Below are 13,982 nucleotides of genomic sequence, written 5' to 3'. Positions count from 1 at the left end.
CCCAAGCTTGGTGGCCTGAATACTTAAAGCGAATACTTCTGCAAATTCCCCATCATTTCCTTCAGCGCTTCAATGTTGTCCTTCGGATGCGCTGCGCCTTCGAAATCGCAGATCTGCTGCCAATGCGCCGCCACATCTTCCGGCGAAAACCCGACACGTGGATCAAACCCGGCGCCGAGGCTGCGCTCCCAACGCACCTTGCCCATCCAGCCGCCGCCAACTTCAAACAGCCCTGAGGTTTCCTGGCAGTTTTCGCTGGCCAGGTACACCACCAACGGGCTGACCAGTTCCGGTTTGAGTTGTTCGAACACTTGCGGCGGGATCAGCCCTTCGGTCATCCGGGTGCCGCCGGTGGGGGCAATGGCGTTGACCAGGATGTTGTTCTTGCGACCTTCGATGGCCAGGGTGCGGGTCAGGCCGTAGAGGCCGAGTTTGGCCATGCCGTAGTTGGACTGGCCGAAGTTGCCGTAGATGCCCGAGGTCGAAGCAGTGAAGATCACGCGGCCATAGTTTTGCTCGCGCATATGCGGCCAGGCGGCGCGGGTGACTTTGTAGGCGCCTTCGACGTGGACGCGGTAAACCAGGTCCCAGTCGGCGTCGTCCATTTTGTGGAAGGTCTTGTCGCGCAGGATGCCGGCGTTGTTGACCACGACGTCGACACGGCCAAACACGTCGAGGGCGTTTTGCACCAGTTTGTCGCCGTCGGTGACGGAGTCGTGGTTGGCTTCGGCAATACCGCCCGCCTCGCGAATTTCGGCGACCACACGGTCTGCTGCCGAGGCGTTGGCGCCTTCACCCTGAGCCGTGCCGCCGAGGTCGTTGACCAGCACTTTGGCGCCCTGTTTGGCGAACAGCAGCGCATGAGCCCGCCCCAGGCCGCCGCCGGCGCCGGTGATGATCACGACTTTATCTTCGAAGCGCACAGACTCATTCATGGGAGAACTCCAGCAGGCCAAAAGGACGATGACCTCGAGTGTCAGGCACGGGGCGGCGGGTCACAATCAAGACGAGGAGGCTGAATGGTGTGCGATAAGGCTGGGGGATGATGACCACAATGCGGCACGACCTGTAGGAGCAAAGCTTGCTCGCGAAGGCGGTATATCAGGCGACGTCGATGTTGAATGTCAGTCCGCCATCGCGAGCAAGCTTTGCTCCTACAGGGATTGTGGTGTGCAGGTGTCCGAGGTCACGAACACGCGCGCTTGAGCGGCGCTGAAACCTGCCGATCCCGAAACTCCAGGTAATGCTTGAGCACCTGCACTGGCGCTTCGGTTTGCGGGTAGTGGCCAATCCCGGGTAACAACACGGTGTCAGGATCAGGGATCAGCTCCCGATAACGCTCGACCATGTGCGCCCCGGAAATCGGATCGACCTCGCCATCAATCACCCGCAAAGGCACTCCGCCGCGCTGCATGGCGCTGACCCAGCGATCGCGCTGGACTCGTCGTTCCGGAATGTAGCCGATCAATTTATGCATGATCCGGGGCCCGTGATTGCTGTCGATCAGGCTCCAGAAATCATCCATTTCGCTTTCGGTCGGCCGGGTCTGGGGACCGAAGATCTGCCGGAAATTTTTCACCAGTGCGTCACGGGTAAAGGCGCGGCCGATCATCCAGCCCAATGGGCTGAGCAAGAGTTTTTGCGTCAGTAGCGGGCGATGGGTTTCGGGGAACAGGCCGCCATTGAGGAACACGCAACTGGCGATGTCTACCCGCGCTTCGTGATGCCGGGCCAGCAGTTCCTGGGCGACGCTGTCGCCGTAATCGTGGGCCAGCAGATGCACCGGCTGCTCGATGTTCAGGTGCGCGAGCAAGGCCTGCTGCAAATCGGCTTGCTCCAGCAGGCTGTACTCGTGGTTCACCGGTTTGGCCGAGTCGCCGAAGCCGAGCATGTCGCAGGCAATCACCCGATAGCGCTGCAGGAGCGGCTGCCACAGGTAATGCCAGTCCCAACTGGCGGTCGGAAAGCCGTGAATCAGCAACAGCGGCTCACCCTGCCCGGCCGTCCAGTAGCGAATAGCCTGGCCTCGGAATACAAACGTCTGGCCGCGTTTGCGCCAGACACACAGCGGGATCTCGGCGAGAGGCATTAGAGTTTATAACCCGGGTCTTGTTTATCGAGTTTGCGCAGCAGCGCCGGCCAGGCCAGCGCGCCACCCATCCCTTGAGCACTTTTGGTGACGCCGGCAATCATCGCCTTGGCGCCCGCCAGAATCTGCGGCTCGATGGCGATCAGTTCGGCACCACCGTTTTGTGCGAGCACCTGGATATCGCAGGCGCGCTGGAAGGTGAACATCATCAGAAAGGTGTCGGCGATGGTGCCGCCACAGGTCAGCAGACCGTGGTTGTGCAGCATCAGGAAATTGTTTTCACCGAGGTCGGCTTGCAGGCGGGCCTTCTCTTCGTGGTTCAGCGCAACGCCTTCGTAAGCGTGATAAGCCAGGCTGGACAGGACGAACAACGACTGCTGGCTGATCGGAAGGATCCCCTGTTTCTGCGCCGACACCGCCACACCTGCAGCGGTGTGGGTGTGCAGCACGCAGACCACGTCGTGACGCACTTCATGCACGGCGCTGTGGATGGTGTAGCCCGCCGGATTGATTTCGTAGGGACTGTCCATCAGCTTGTTGCCGGCCTGATCGACCTTGACCAGGCTCGACGCGGTGATCTCATGAAACATCAGCCCGAACGGGTTGATCAGGAATTCTTCGGTGCCCGGCACCTTGGCGGAAATATGGGTAAAGATCAGATCATCCCAGCCATGCAGCGCGACCAGACGATAACAGGCCGCCAGATCGACGCGGGTCTGCCACTCGGCGGCACTCACCTGATCTTTGACACTGTGGGGGGATTGGACGGGGGCGACACTCACGGCAGGAACCTCCTGGTTTTTATTATTTTTGCTCACGTGTCAGCAGTCTAGTCAGCCCCCGGAATTCGTGTAGTTGCATTCGCAGCCAGCTTGATGGCCGAGCGAGTCAGCTGCGCAATGAGCTTGGATCCATGTCAAAGGATCGACGCTAACAAGGGTGCCGCGAACAGATTCAGCAACCCTGTCAGAACCATGACCAGTCCCGCCACCGAGCCTTCTTCACCGCCCACTTCATGCGCCCGGCTGACCCCGGCACCGTGCGCACCGACACCGAACAAGGCCCCGCGTGCCAGGGCGCTGCGTAGCGGCAGCCACTTGAGCAGGATGCCGCCGAGCATCGCGCCGAACACGCCGGTGAACATCACGAATACCGCGGTCAATTCCGGCACGCCGCCGAGGTCGTGGGCCAGCGGCATGGCGAAGGGCGTGGTGATCGAACGTGGCACCAGCGACATCGTCACCGAGCTGTCCAGCGCCAACGCCTTGGCCAGCCCGAACGAACTGCCGATGGACGCCGCGCTGCCTGCCAGCATCCCGAGCAACAGCGCCGACCAGTGCCGCGCCAACATCTGCCGCTGCTGCCAGATCGGCACGGCGAACGCCACGGTGACCGGGCCCAGCACCAGCATCAGCCAATGGGTGTTGCTCGAATATTCGGCATAGGCGGTGTGCAGCGGCACGGCGAGCGCCAGCAGCAACACCGGGACCAGAATCAGCGGCGACAATAAATAGCGGCCGGTTCGCCGGTAGGTCCAGCGACTGAACAAATAGGCGAGCAACGTGAAGGCCAGCCAGAACATCGGCATCAACTCAAGCTTCATGGGGCCTCCTCAAACGCACGACCAGCTCCACGGTAAACGCCGTCACCAACATCACCATCAAGGTGCTGACGCCGATCACCAGCAGAATCCGCCAGCCGTCATCGCGCAGCAGACCGCCGTAATCGAGCAGGCTCATCAACGCAGGAATGAAGAACAACAGCATCTCGGCCATCAACAACCCGGCGCCCATCTGCAATGCGGCGGGTTTCACCCAACCGAACGCGAACGCCAGCAGCAACAGCGCCATGCCGATCACCCCACCTGGAATCGGCCAGGCAAACCAGGCGGCCAATTGGCAGCCAAGCAGATAGATCGCCAGCAGCACTGCCAACTCTGCAACTAATCGGGCGAGGTATTTCAGGGTTGATGCGTTCATGGTTTCGGTCCTCACAGGCGCTCATTTTACGGAGCGGGCTGTTATCCCCGAAACGAATTGTTAGACTCAGCCTCATTCCAAAATGGAATCCGGCCGATGGAATTCAAACAGCTACGCAGCTTCATCGAAGTGATGCACCAGGGTGGTTTCACCCAGGCCGCTAAGACCTTGCACATCAGCCAATCGGCGGTGAGCAAGCAGGTCGCACAACTGGAGCAAAGCCTCGGCACCCCGCTGCTCGAGCGCCTCGGCTCACAATTGCGCCTGACCGCCGCTGGCAGTGTGGTCTTGCAACGGGCAGAAGGCATGCTGCGCCTGCGCAACGAATTGCTCAGTGAACTGGACGATTTGAGCCAACTGGCCCGAGGGGAGTTGCGCCTGGGCTTACCGCTTTTGGGCAGCGATGCATTGTTCGCCGGGTTGTTCGCCGAATACCGGCGGCGCTACCCGAACATCAGTATTCAGTTGCTCGAAGGCGGCAGCCTGAACATCGAGCAAGCCGTGTTGAGTGGCGAACTGGAACTGGGCGGCAGCCTGTTGCCGAAGGATCCGCAATTCGCTTTCCAGCCGTTCTGCGATGAACCGCTGGACGCTCTGCTACCAGCCGATCACCCGTTGGCAGCGAAGACAGTGATTGGTCTGGAGGAGTTGGCCGACACGCCGTTCCTGCTGTATCAGCGCAGCTTCGTGCTGAATGACCGCTTGCTCCAGGCTTGTCAGCAGATGGGGTTTACGCCCAAGGAAGGCGGGCGTAGCGGCCAGGCGGATTTTCTAGCGGCGCTGGTCGCCGCCGGGCAAGGCGTGGTGCTGTTGCCAAGTGTGGTCGCGCGCGGGTTGGTGCGGCCAGGCGTGGTGCGCCTGACCTTGAACGCACCGGCGTATCTGCGCTGGGACATTGCCTTTATCTGGCGCCAGGGCGCGTACCTGTCAAAAGCCGCCCAGGCCTGGCTCGCACTGCTGCGCGAGCGTCCGGTCAGCCCCGCAGAGCGCTGACCAGCTCCGCCAGCCAAGGCTCGGCGTCGGTTTCCGGGGTGACGCTTTCGCTGGCATCCAGGCGCAGCATCGGCAGCACTTCGCGCAGGCCCAACTCGGCGAACAATTCGCGCATCTGCTCACCACCGCCACAGAACGTATCGCCATAGCTCGCATCGCCCAAACCGATCACCGCGCCGGGCAAACCACGCCAGGCGGCGGGCAATTGGTCTCGAATCATCGAGTACAACGGTTGCAGGTTGTCCGGCAGTTCGCCCATGCCCGTGGTCGAGGTCACGGCCAGGAAGGCCTCCGGGCCGAACGCCTGAACGTCAGCCAGGCTGGCGCGAGGGTTGTGCCAAGTGTCGAAACCGGCTTCTTTTAAAATATTCGCAGCATGCCGGGCGACTTCTTCAGCCGTGCCGTACACCGAGCCGGAAAGGATGGCGACTTTCATCAATCTGATCCTGAAGCTGTATAAAGACGGGCGATATTAACAGCACCGGCAAAAAACCTGCGATTGCCTCTCTATTAGAGTTGATGGCCAGTAGACAGCCCGTATTGTTCTTCTAGAATGCAGCCCTTATCAACTTGGAAAGGATTCTCGGATGATCAACGCCCAACTGCTGCAAATGGTGATCAACGCCTCCAACGACGGCATCGTGATTGCCGAGAAGGAAGGCGAGCAAGACAACATCCTGATTTACGTCAATCCGGCCTTCGAACGTCTGACCGGTTACACCAGCGAAGAAATCCTCTACCAGGACTGCCGCTTCCTGCAAGCCGGCGACCGCGATCAAGAAGCGCTGACGACGATTCGCCAGGCACTGGCCAGCGGCGGTTCGTGTCGGGAGGTGCTGCGCAATTACCGCAAGGATGGCACTCCGTTCTGGAACGAGCTGTCCCTTTCGACGGTTAAAAACGAAAGTGACGGACAAACTTATTTTGTCGGTGTACAAAAAGATGTGACCGTTCAAGTCAAGGCACAGCAGCGAGTTGCGCAGCTGGAGGCGCAGGTGGCTGAATTGCAGGCCGAGTTGGCGGCACTTAAAACGACGAGCGGCGCAAACAAATCTGCGAATTAATTGTCATTAACTACAATCACCGATGACTTTGTAACTTTTATTTACGAGCAAGCCATGCAACGCGACGCACTCTTGACCCAGGATGAGCTGGATTTCATCCAGACCATGCAGCACAACCCGCAGCTTAATGTGCGGGATGCAACGTCGAGCCTGCTCGTCAACGGTGGTTCGCAAATCCGCGATCTGCTCACGCGCCTCGCCGCCCACGAACAGGTCACCATCCAGGCCAACTTCGAAAACCAGCAAATGACCTTCCCGCTGCATCTGGTGGAGGATGAATTCCACGCGCTGCATTTGCGCTTGGGCGTGCCGAGTATTTTTGAAGACGGGCCGATGGTCCGGCCATGGCGCCTGACACTTGAGGAGCCGGTCGCGCTGGAGAATGCCAAAGGCCAGCCCGGCACGATGTGGGTCCACGAAGTGTCGTTCAAAGGGGTTTTGCTGGAAGTTCGCAACAAGACCAAACCGCCGAAGCATTTCGCCTTGTGGTTCAGCCCGTCAGGTTATGAGCGGATCGCGTTGCGCGGTACGTTCGAACGGGAAACCGAGCAAGGCTTCTTCGCCTATCAGTTAAGTCAAAGCGACAAGGACGAAACCGAACGCTTGCGTCAGTTCATCCTGCAGCAACATCGCCTGACCCATCCGGCCCTGCACGTCTGAGCCTCAAGTATCCAGGCTACCCGCCAGGAATTGCTTCAGACGCTGGCGCATCAACAAACCTTCGTTACCCAGACAGCCGATCGACGACCCGGCCAGGTGTTCCTGCGCCAGGTCAGACGCATCACCGGCGAGCATCAGCTGGCAATCCAGGCTCATCGCCAGGCGATTCAAGCGTCTCGGCAATTCCGGCGCAGGCACATGATTGGAAAACAGCACCAGCGCCTGGGGTTTGATTCTTTCGCAGACCAGGGTCAGCTCATCGAATGGCTGGCCGATCGTCAGCACACGCACACCCGCATCCGCCCCGCTCAAAAACAGCGCCGCCACCAGCAATTCCAGTTCATGACATTCACCGGCCAGCGCGCTGACAACCACCCGGCGCGGTGAGGTATCTCGAATCAGCAACAGGCGCTGCGCCACTCGTGATCGCAGGAACGCATCGAAGAACAACCATTCGCTGGTCTGGCCGAACGCTTCCTGACGCTGCAACAATTGCCTCCAGAGCGGCATCAGAATGTCCTGGAACACCACGGGCAGTGAGTAACTGGAAAAAATCTGCCCGTAGACCCGCTCCAGCTGCACGTCGTCAAACGCACTGACCGCTGCCTCGACCTGCTGCCGCCATTGGTGGTAGTCGGCAAGCACCAGTTCATCGGGAAAGATGTGCGAGAGCACTTTGAGCGGTTCGGTCTTGGCCAGTATCTTGCCAACCTTGCTCACCGCCACACCACGATCGATCCAGCCCAGAATGCTGCGAACCGTCTCGATATCGACCATCGAGTACAGCCGATGCCCGCTTTCGGTGCGCGTCGGCTGAATAAGGCCATAACGACGCTCCCAGGCGCGCAGGGTCACCGGGTTGATACCGGTCAGGCGAGCTACTTCTCGAATCGGAAAAAGTTCTTCCCGTTCAAGGGAAGCCGCTGGTAGCAAGCCAGGGCCAAAGTCAGTCAGGGCCGGCATTTGGGGGAGATCATCCATGGTCGAATTGGATCCTATACTAGCGCTTATTTTTCTCACTCATTCAAGCCATTGATGGATGACACATAAAAAATTGATGAGTCGACAAACGCCACTGGTTTAATTTTCATATTCGGGAATAATCCTTGCTTGTCTCAGGACGCAGCCCATCACCCCGGTGCTGTGTCTGGCGAAACTCCTACCCGGAGCGACGCAATTGCCTTACGGAGATACACAATGTCTACCTCACCCGTCACGCTGATGGTGGCGCGTCGCGTTGCCGATGGTCGTTATCAGGACCTGATCGCCTGGTTGCGTGAAGGCGAACAACTGGCCACCGACTTCCCTGGTTATCTTGGTTCAGGCGTGCTCGCTCCGCCACCCGATGATGACGAATTCCAGATTATCTTCCGCTTCGCCGACGAGCAAACCCTGCATGCCTGGGAGCATTCCGTCTCGCGCACTGCCTGGTTGGGCCGTGGCAGCGACTTGTTCGCGCACCCGACGGAACATCGGGTCAGCGGCATCGAAGGCTGGTTCGGCGCGGTTGGTCAACGCCCGCCCCGCTGGAAACAGGCCGTGGCGATCTGGCTGGCATTCTTCCCGGTTTCGCTGTTGTTCAACTTTGTCCTTGGGCCGTTGCTGGGCGAAATGAGCCTGCTGCCGCGCGTGCTCATCAGCACGTTGTGCCTGACGCCATTGATGGTCTATTTGTTTATTCCCTTGTCGACCCGCTTGCTGGCCAACTGGCTGCACAGCACGCCGGCGCGGCCGTTGCCTGCGGCGCCCACCACCCAGAATCACTGATCCCCCTGTAGGAGCGAGGCTTGTGTGGCGAGGGGGCTTGCCCCCGTTCGGCTGCGAAGCAGTCGTAAACCAGACACCGCAGTTCCAATCAAAGATTGCAGTCACTGGTTTTAGGGCCGCTTCGCGACCCAACGGGGGCAAGCCCCCTCGCCACACAATCCCGCCCGACATTGGCGAGTCCCACAATAGGTGTACGTCGCCGCGCGCTGGTATAGTTTTGCTCTAACCGCGACGCGAGCCGTTCATGACCTCTTCCGCAGCCCCAATCCTCATCACCGGTGCCGGCCAGCGTGTCGGTCTGCACTGCGCACAGCGTTTGCTCGAAGACGGCCATCGGGTGATCTTCAGCTACCGCAGCGAACGCCCCGGCGTGCAAGCGTTGCGCGATCTGGGCGCGACGGCGGTGTTCGGGGACTTCTCCAGTGAAACCGGTATCCTCGCGTTCATCAGCGAACTCAAGACCCACACCGACAGCCTGCGGGCGATTATCCACAACGCTTCCGAATGGCTGGCCGAAACCCTGGACACCGACGCCCAGGCTTTTACCCGAATGTTCAGTGTGCACATGCTCGCGCCCTACCTGATCAACCTGCATTGCGCCGACTTGCTCGAACGCTCTAGCCCCGCCGACATCGTGCACATCAGCGACGACGTGACCCGCAAGGGCAGCAGCCAGCATATTGGCTACTGCGCCAGTAAAGCCGGACTCGACAGCCTGACCCTGTCCTTCGCCGCGAAATATGCGCCAACGATCAAGGTCAACGGCATCGCACCAGCCCTGCTATTGTTCAATCCCGACGACAACGCGGCGTACCGCGCCAAGGCTTTGGCCAAGTCCGCGCTGGGCATCGAACCCGGCAGCGAAGTGATTTACCAGAGCCTGCGGTATCTGCTCGACAACCCTTATGTCACCGGCACGACCCTGACCGTCAACGGCGGACGGCACGTCAAATAAGCTGCCCCGCGAGGATGTTTCATGACGTTATCCCTGCCCCAGAACGACTTGTCCCAGAGCTATCGCGAAATCCTCATTGGCCTGGGTGAAAACCCCGACCGCGAAGGCCTGCAAGACACGCCGATGCGCGCCGCCAAGGCCATGCAATACCTGTGTCATGGCTACGAGCAAAGCGTTGAGGAAATCGTCAACGGTGCGCTGTTTTCATCCGATACCGACGAGATGATCATCGTTGCCGACATCGAGCTCTATTCGTTGTGCGAGCACCACATGCTGCCCTTCATCGGCAAGGCGCATGTGGCTTATATTCCGACGGGCAAGGTGCTGGGCCTGTCGAAGATTGCGCGACTGGTGGACATGTTCGCCCGTCGCCTGCAAATTCAGGAAAACCTCACCCGGCAGATCGCTGAAGCGGTGCAAACTGTGACAGACGCCGCCGGTGTCGCCGTGGTGATCGAGGCCAAGCACATGTGCATGATGATGCGCGGCGTCGAGAAACAGAATTCGACCATGAACACCTCAGTGATGCTCGGCGCCTTCCGCGAGTCGAGCAATACCCGCCAGGAGTTCCTGCAATTGATTGGACGGAGCAAGTAGCAATGCCACAACTTCAACCAGGAATGGCGCGCATTCGGGTCAAGGACCTGTGCCTGCGCACCTTCATCGGCATCAACGAGGACGAAATCCTCAACAAGCAGGATGTGTTGATCAACCTCACCATCCTGTACGCGGCACAAGAAGCGGTGCGCGACAACGACATCGATCACGCGCTGAACTACCGCACCATCACCAAGGCGATCATCGCCCACGTGGAGGGTAATCGCTTTGCCTTGCTCGAACGCCTGACCCAGGAAATTCTCGATCTGGTCATGGTCAACGAATCGGTGCTGTACGCCGAAGTGGAAGTCGACAAACCCCACGCCCTGCGATTTGCCGAGTCGGTGTCGATTACGCTCGCGGCGAGCCGCTAAGCTTCAAGCTTCAAGCTTCAAGCGGTAAGCTAACGGCCAACGCATCCCCAACTTGCAGCTTGAAGCTTACCGCTTACAGCTGTCTCGCAGAGACCCCTATGACCGATCAACAACGCCTGGAACTTGAAGCCGCCGCCTTTCGCCGGCTGGTCGCCCATCTGGACAGCCGTAAGGATGTGCAGAACATCGACCTGATGAACCTCTCGGGTTTCTGCCGCAACTGCCTGTCCAAGTGGTACAAGGCCGCCGCTGACGAACGCCAGATCGAAGTCACCCTCGATGACGCCCGTGAAGTGGTTTACGGCATGCCTTACGCCGAGTGGAAAGCCCAATACCAGCAAGAAGCCAGCGCCGAACAACAAGCGGCGTTCGCCAAAGGAAAACCCAATGAGTGATTTGAACACCCTGCGCGCCAGCCTCAACAGCGGCGAACACGCTTTCGCCGACACCCTGGCCTTCATCGCCGCCGGTTACGACTATCAGCCGCAAGCCTTCAACAACGGTGGCGTGGAAAACGCCGCCGGGCAGAACGAAGGCTCGTGCAAGACCTTGGGCCTGGCACTGCTGGAAGGCTTGAGCGATGAAGAAGCGCTGCTGGCGTTTGGCGAACACTATCGTTCGGTGGTGGCCACGCCTGAGGGCAGCGACCACGGCAATATCCGCGCGCTGATCGCGCAGGGTCTGGCCGGCGTGAAATTCACCCAGCAACCACTGACCCGCCGCTAAACGCCTTTGATGGGGGCACGGCCTGCCCACGATTAAACGCTTTCCTGTAGGAGCGAGGCTTGCCCCGAAGGCAATCTCAACACCGCCATCGCCGGCAAGCCGTGCCCCTGCAACACATCCCGACTTTTAAGATTGACCCGGCGACTTTATTTCGTTTGCCGGTGCCCCCTGCTCGCGGCTTAGATAAAAAGAAGCATCCCTTCTTCTGAGTCAGGTATCCATGAGCAGCGAAACCATCAGCCAGTCGATCAACGTCGTGCATCCCGTCACGCTCAGCCACGGCAAAAACGCCGAGGTCTGGGACACCGAGGGCAAACGCTACATCGACTTTGTCGGCGGGATCGGCGTGCTGAACCTCGGCCATTGTCACTCGCGCATCGTTGAAGCCATTCGCGAACAAGCCACCCGGCTGACCCACTACGCGTTCAACGCAGCCCCGCATACGCCCTACCTCGAACTGATGGATCGTCTGACGGCGTTCATTCCGGTGAGCTACCCGGTCAGCGGCATGCTCACCAACAGTGGCGCAGAAGCGGCGGAAAACGCCCTGAAGATCGTGCGTGGCGCCACTGGTCGGACAGCTGTCATCGCGTTTGATGGCGCCTTCCATGGCCGCACGCTGGCCACCCTCAACCTCAATGGCAAAGTCGCGCCTTACAAGCAGAAAGTCGGCGTACTGCCGGGCCCGGTGTATCACCTGCCCTTCCCGAGCAAGGACAACGACGTGACCTGCGCCGAGGCCTTGAAGGCGATGGATCGGTTGTTCAGCGTCGAGATCGACGTCAATGACGTCGCGTGTTTTATCCTCGAACCGGTGCAGGGCGAAGCGGGTTTCCTGGCGATGGACGTGGAATTCGCCCAGGCGTTGCGGCGCTTCTGTGATGAGAAAAACATCCTGCTGATCGCTGATGAAATCCAGTCCGGATTCGGCCGTACCGGCGAACGTTTTGCCTTCTCGCGCCTGGGCATCGAACCGGACCTGATCCTGCTCGCTAAAAGCATCGCCGGCGGCGTGCCACTGGGTGCGGTGGTCGGGCGCAAGTCCTTGCTCGACACCTTGCCCAAGGGCGGACTCGGCGGCACCTATTCAGGCAATCCGATTGCCTGCGCGGCGGCACTGGCGACCCTGGACGAGATGACCGATGCGAACCTGCGTGTCTGGGGTTCGCAGCAGGAAGAGGCCATCGTCAGCCGTTACGAAGCCTGGCGCGTCAGCAAGCTTTCGCCGTACCTGGGGCGCCTGACTGGCGTAGGGGCCATGCGCGGCATCGAGTTGAGCAACGCCGATGGTTCACCGGCCTCAGCGCAATTGACGCAGTTGCTGGCCCTGGCCCGGGATGCGGGTTTGCTGCTGATGCCTAGCGGCAAGTCGCGAAACATCATTCGGCTGTTGGCACCGCTGACCACCGAGGCCAGTGTGTTGGAGGAAGGCCTGGACATCTTCGAGGCGTGCCTGGCTAAGCTGACCTGAAACATCCGCCCAACCCAAATCCCTGTGGGAGCGAGCTTGCTCGTGATAGCGGTGTATCAGTCAACATCAATCGTGAATGATAAATCGCTATCACGAGCAAGCTCGCTCCCACAGGTTTATTGATTGGCTCCTAAATCACAGACACAAAAAAACCGGCCGAGGCCGGTTTTTTCATTGCTGCGAAATCAGAACTTAACGTTCTGCAGATCGTCGAGGTAACGCTCGGCGTCCAGTGCGGCCATGCAGCCTGCGCCGGCGGAGGTGATCGCTTGACGGTAAACGTGGTCAGCCACGTCACCGGCGGCGAAGATGCCTTCCAGGTTGGTTGCAGTCGCGTTGCCTTCACGGCCGCCGTGCACTACCAGGTAGCCATCTTTCAACGTCAGTTGGCCTTCGAACAGCGAAGTGTTCGGGGTGTGGCCGATGGCGATGAACACGCCGTCGACTTTCAGCTCGTCGAAGCTGCCGTCGTTGTTCTTCAGGCGAGCACCGGTCACGCCCATGTTGTCGCCCAGGACTTCGTCCAGGTTCGAGTTCAACTTGAGGATGATCTTGCCTTCGGCTACACGGGCATTCAGCTTGTCGATCAGGATCTTCTCGGCGCGGAAGGTTTCGCGACGGTGGATCAGGGTCACGGTGCTGGCGATGTTGGCCAGGTACAGTGCTTCTTCCACAGCGGTGTTACCGCCACCGACCACAGCCACTGGCTTGTTGCGGTAGAAGAAACCGTCGCAGGTTGCGCAGGCCGAAACGCCTTTGCCCATGAACGCTTCTTCCGACGGCAGGCCCAGGTAACGAGCGCTGGCGCCGGTGGCGATGATCAGGGCGTCGCAGGTGTAAGTCGCGCTGTCACCGGTCAGGGTGTACGGCTTGGCAGCGAAGTCCACGGCATTGATGTGATCGAAGACGATCTCGGTTTCAAAGCGTTCAGCGTGCTCTTTCATCCGCTCCATCAGCGCCGGGCCGGTCAGGCCATGGACGTCGCCCGGCCAGTTGTCGACTTCGGTGGTGGTGGTCAGTTGACCGCCAGCCTGCATGCCAGTGATCAGCAGTGGCTTGAGGTTGGCGCGGGCGGCATACACCGCAGCGCTGTAACCGGCAGGGCCGGAACCGAGAATAATCACTCGCGAATGACGGACTTCAGACATGACCTGCTCCTGTAAACCGGCCCGAATATCTGGCGCGGAACGCCGGGTTTGCCGGCGGGAATAAAAAAGGACTGTTGAAAGCACTTGGGGAAGGCTTGAGCTCGACAGTCCTGTAAAAAGAATGGGTGCAGCGTATCGAGGGGGCGAAGATTAAGGAAA

At 59.7% G+C, this 13,982-nt stretch carries 18 protein-coding genes; 10 read left to right on the top strand and 8 right to left on the bottom strand.

The annotated features are described in order from the left end of the window. Positions 1–23: 23 nt before the first annotated feature. The 5 genes from ACIOYV_RS21060 to ACIOYV_RS21040 all read right to left on the bottom strand — a co-directional run bounded on the left by ACIOYV_RS21060 (position 24) and on the right by ACIOYV_RS21040 (position 4,068). A complete protein-coding gene (locus tag ACIOYV_RS21060) occupies positions 24–935 on the bottom strand; it encodes an SDR family oxidoreductase (RefSeq protein WP_054049821.1) in 912 nt (303 codons plus the stop codon). Between the two features lie 251 nt (positions 936–1,186). Beyond that, positions 1,187–2,089 (bottom strand): alpha/beta fold hydrolase, encoded by a 903-nt coding sequence (locus ACIOYV_RS21055; RefSeq protein ID WP_401326676.1) that lies wholly within the window; start codon positions 2,087–2,089, stop codon positions 1,187–1,189. Next, positions 2,089–2,871 carry a class II aldolase/adducin family protein gene (locus ACIOYV_RS21050; protein ID WP_401326673.1) on the bottom strand — a complete coding sequence of 261 codons (783 nt, stop codon included), beginning with the start codon at positions 2,869–2,871 and terminating at the stop codon, positions 2,089–2,091. Before ACIOYV_RS21050 ends, ACIOYV_RS21055 begins: the two co-directional genes overlap by 1 nt. Positions 2,872–3,005: 134 nt before the next feature. Then, a complete protein-coding gene (locus tag ACIOYV_RS21045) occupies positions 3,006–3,692 on the bottom strand; it encodes an LrgB family protein (RefSeq protein WP_054049829.1) in 687 nt (228 codons plus the stop codon). Continuing rightward, the gene (locus ACIOYV_RS21040) at positions 3,682–4,068 is read right to left on the bottom strand and encodes a CidA/LrgA family protein (RefSeq protein WP_401326670.1); all 387 of its coding nucleotides are present in this window, start codon (positions 4,066–4,068) and stop codon (positions 3,682–3,684) included. The genes ACIOYV_RS21045 and ACIOYV_RS21040 overlap by 11 nt, the downstream gene beginning before the upstream one ends. Positions 4,069–4,164: 96 nt before the next feature. Between ACIOYV_RS21040 and ACIOYV_RS21035 the strand changes: the two genes are divergently transcribed. Then, positions 4,165–5,061: a LysR family transcriptional regulator gene (locus ACIOYV_RS21035; protein WP_054616115.1), complete on the top strand. Its 897-nt coding sequence runs from the start codon at positions 4,165–4,167 to the stop codon at positions 5,059–5,061. On the opposite strand, the gene ACIOYV_RS21030 is transcribed toward ACIOYV_RS21035, so the two are convergent. Then, positions 5,042–5,497, bottom strand: a complete 456-nt coding sequence (locus tag ACIOYV_RS21030; RefSeq protein WP_401326666.1) for a flavodoxin — start codon at positions 5,495–5,497, stop codon at positions 5,042–5,044. The genes ACIOYV_RS21035 and ACIOYV_RS21030 overlap by 20 nt on opposite strands. A gap of 151 nt (positions 5,498–5,648) precedes the next feature. On the opposite strand from ACIOYV_RS21030, the gene ACIOYV_RS21025 reads away from it, so the two are divergent. Both ACIOYV_RS21025 and ACIOYV_RS21020 read left to right on the top strand, forming a co-directional pair. Then, positions 5,649–6,125 (top strand): PAS domain-containing protein, encoded by a 477-nt coding sequence (locus ACIOYV_RS21025; RefSeq protein ID WP_401326663.1) that lies wholly within the window; start codon positions 5,649–5,651, stop codon positions 6,123–6,125. A gap of 54 nt (positions 6,126–6,179) precedes the next feature. Beyond that, complete coding sequence (locus ACIOYV_RS21020; protein WP_054616118.1) at positions 6,180–6,785, top strand: hypothetical protein; 606 nt, start codon at positions 6,180–6,182, stop codon at positions 6,783–6,785. 3 nt (positions 6,786–6,788) lie between these two features. On the opposite strand, the gene ACIOYV_RS21015 is transcribed toward ACIOYV_RS21020, so the two are convergent. Next, complete coding sequence (locus ACIOYV_RS21015) at positions 6,789–7,748, bottom strand: MerR family transcriptional regulator (RefSeq protein WP_401326806.1); 960 nt, start codon at positions 7,746–7,748, stop codon at positions 6,789–6,791. 234 nt (positions 7,749–7,982) lie between these two features. On the opposite strand from ACIOYV_RS21015, the gene ACIOYV_RS21010 reads away from it, so the two are divergent. From ACIOYV_RS21010 to ACIOYV_RS20980, 7 genes are all read left to right on the top strand, one after another. After that, positions 7,983–8,552, top strand: a complete 570-nt coding sequence (locus ACIOYV_RS21010) for an antibiotic biosynthesis monooxygenase (protein WP_163908464.1) — start codon at positions 7,983–7,985, stop codon at positions 8,550–8,552. Between the two features lie 244 nt (positions 8,553–8,796). Then, positions 8,797–9,507 carry a dihydromonapterin reductase gene (gene folM / locus ACIOYV_RS21005; protein ID WP_401326659.1) on the top strand — a complete coding sequence of 237 codons (711 nt, stop codon included), beginning with the start codon at positions 8,797–8,799 and terminating at the stop codon, positions 9,505–9,507. Between the two features lie 21 nt (positions 9,508–9,528). Then, complete coding sequence (gene folE / locus ACIOYV_RS21000; protein ID WP_163908460.1) at positions 9,529–10,104, top strand: GTP cyclohydrolase I FolE; 576 nt, start codon at positions 9,529–9,531, stop codon at positions 10,102–10,104. 2 nt (positions 10,105–10,106) lie between these two features. Continuing rightward, positions 10,107–10,478 (top strand): dihydroneopterin triphosphate 2'-epimerase, encoded by a 372-nt coding sequence (gene folX, locus ACIOYV_RS20995; protein WP_054049847.1) that lies wholly within the window; start codon positions 10,107–10,109, stop codon positions 10,476–10,478. Positions 10,479–10,576: 98 nt separating this feature from the next. Then, complete coding sequence (locus ACIOYV_RS20990; RefSeq protein ID WP_054049849.1) at positions 10,577–10,873, top strand: DUF1244 domain-containing protein; 297 nt, start codon at positions 10,577–10,579, stop codon at positions 10,871–10,873. Continuing rightward, positions 10,866–11,204: a HopJ type III effector protein gene (locus tag ACIOYV_RS20985; RefSeq protein WP_401326654.1), complete on the top strand. Its 339-nt coding sequence runs from the start codon at positions 10,866–10,868 to the stop codon at positions 11,202–11,204. Before ACIOYV_RS20990 ends, ACIOYV_RS20985 begins: the two co-directional genes overlap by 8 nt. Before the next feature lie 220 nt (positions 11,205–11,424). Continuing rightward, positions 11,425–12,675: an aspartate aminotransferase family protein gene (locus ACIOYV_RS20980; protein WP_401326651.1), complete on the top strand. Its 1,251-nt coding sequence runs from the start codon at positions 11,425–11,427 to the stop codon at positions 12,673–12,675. A 185-nt stretch (positions 12,676–12,860) separates the two neighbouring features. Here ACIOYV_RS20980 and trxB read toward each other — a convergent pair whose 3' ends face one another. After that, positions 12,861–13,823: a thioredoxin-disulfide reductase gene (gene trxB, locus ACIOYV_RS20975; RefSeq protein WP_054049855.1), complete on the bottom strand. Its 963-nt coding sequence runs from the start codon at positions 13,821–13,823 to the stop codon at positions 12,861–12,863. Between the last annotated feature and the right edge of the window lie 159 nt (positions 13,824–13,982).

It is taken from the genome of Pseudomonas sp. NPDC087342, from assembly GCF_044744265.1.
In the GTDB taxonomy this organism is placed as follows: domain Bacteria; phylum Pseudomonadota; class Gammaproteobacteria; order Pseudomonadales; family Pseudomonadaceae; genus Aquipseudomonas; species Aquipseudomonas nunensis.
This window is presented reverse-complemented; position numbering and strand designations above follow the sequence as displayed.

Bases quoted from the DNA above. Each gene is read 5' to 3' on its own strand.
- ACIOYV_RS21015 (WP_401326806.1), bottom strand. From the start codon at position 7,748: ATGCCGGCCCTGACTGACTTTGGCCCTGGCTTGCTACCAGCGGCTTCC.
- trxB (WP_054049855.1), bottom strand. From the start codon at position 13,823: ATGTCTGAAGTCCGTCATTCGCGAGTGATTATTCTCGGTTCCGGCCCT.
- ACIOYV_RS21010 (WP_163908464.1), top strand. From the start codon at position 7,983: ATGTCTACCTCACCCGTCACGCTGATGGTGGCGCGTCGCGTTGCCGAT.
- ACIOYV_RS21030 (WP_401326666.1), bottom strand. From the start codon at position 5,497: ATGAAAGTCGCCATCCTTTCCGGCTCGGTGTACGGCACGGCTGAAGAA.
- ACIOYV_RS21045 (WP_054049829.1), bottom strand. From the start codon at position 3,692: ATGAAGCTTGAGTTGATGCCGATGTTCTGGCTGGCCTTCACGTTGCTC.
- folM (WP_401326659.1), top strand. From the start codon at position 8,797: ATGACCTCTTCCGCAGCCCCAATCCTCATCACCGGTGCCGGCCAGCGT.
- ACIOYV_RS20985 (WP_401326654.1), top strand. From the start codon at position 10,866: ATGAGTGATTTGAACACCCTGCGCGCCAGCCTCAACAGCGGCGAACAC.
- ACIOYV_RS21035 (WP_054616115.1), top strand. From the start codon at position 4,165: ATGGAATTCAAACAGCTACGCAGCTTCATCGAAGTGATGCACCAGGGT.
- ACIOYV_RS21055 (WP_401326676.1), bottom strand. From the start codon at position 2,089: ATGCCTCTCGCCGAGATCCCGCTGTGTGTCTGGCGCAAACGCGGCCAG.
- ACIOYV_RS21025 (WP_401326663.1), top strand. From the start codon at position 5,649: ATGATCAACGCCCAACTGCTGCAAATGGTGATCAACGCCTCCAACGAC.
- folE (WP_163908460.1), top strand. From the start codon at position 9,529: ATGACGTTATCCCTGCCCCAGAACGACTTGTCCCAGAGCTATCGCGAA.
- ACIOYV_RS21040 (WP_401326670.1), bottom strand. From the start codon at position 4,068: ATGAACGCATCAACCCTGAAATACCTCGCCCGATTAGTTGCAGAGTTG.
- ACIOYV_RS20990 (WP_054049849.1), top strand. From the start codon at position 10,577: ATGACCGATCAACAACGCCTGGAACTTGAAGCCGCCGCCTTTCGCCGG.
- folX (WP_054049847.1), top strand. From the start codon at position 10,107: ATGCCACAACTTCAACCAGGAATGGCGCGCATTCGGGTCAAGGACCTG.
- ACIOYV_RS20980 (WP_401326651.1), top strand. From the start codon at position 11,425: ATGAGCAGCGAAACCATCAGCCAGTCGATCAACGTCGTGCATCCCGTC.
- ACIOYV_RS21060 (WP_054049821.1), bottom strand. From the start codon at position 935: ATGAATGAGTCTGTGCGCTTCGAAGATAAAGTCGTGATCATCACCGGC.
- ACIOYV_RS21020 (WP_054616118.1), top strand. From the start codon at position 6,180: ATGCAACGCGACGCACTCTTGACCCAGGATGAGCTGGATTTCATCCAG.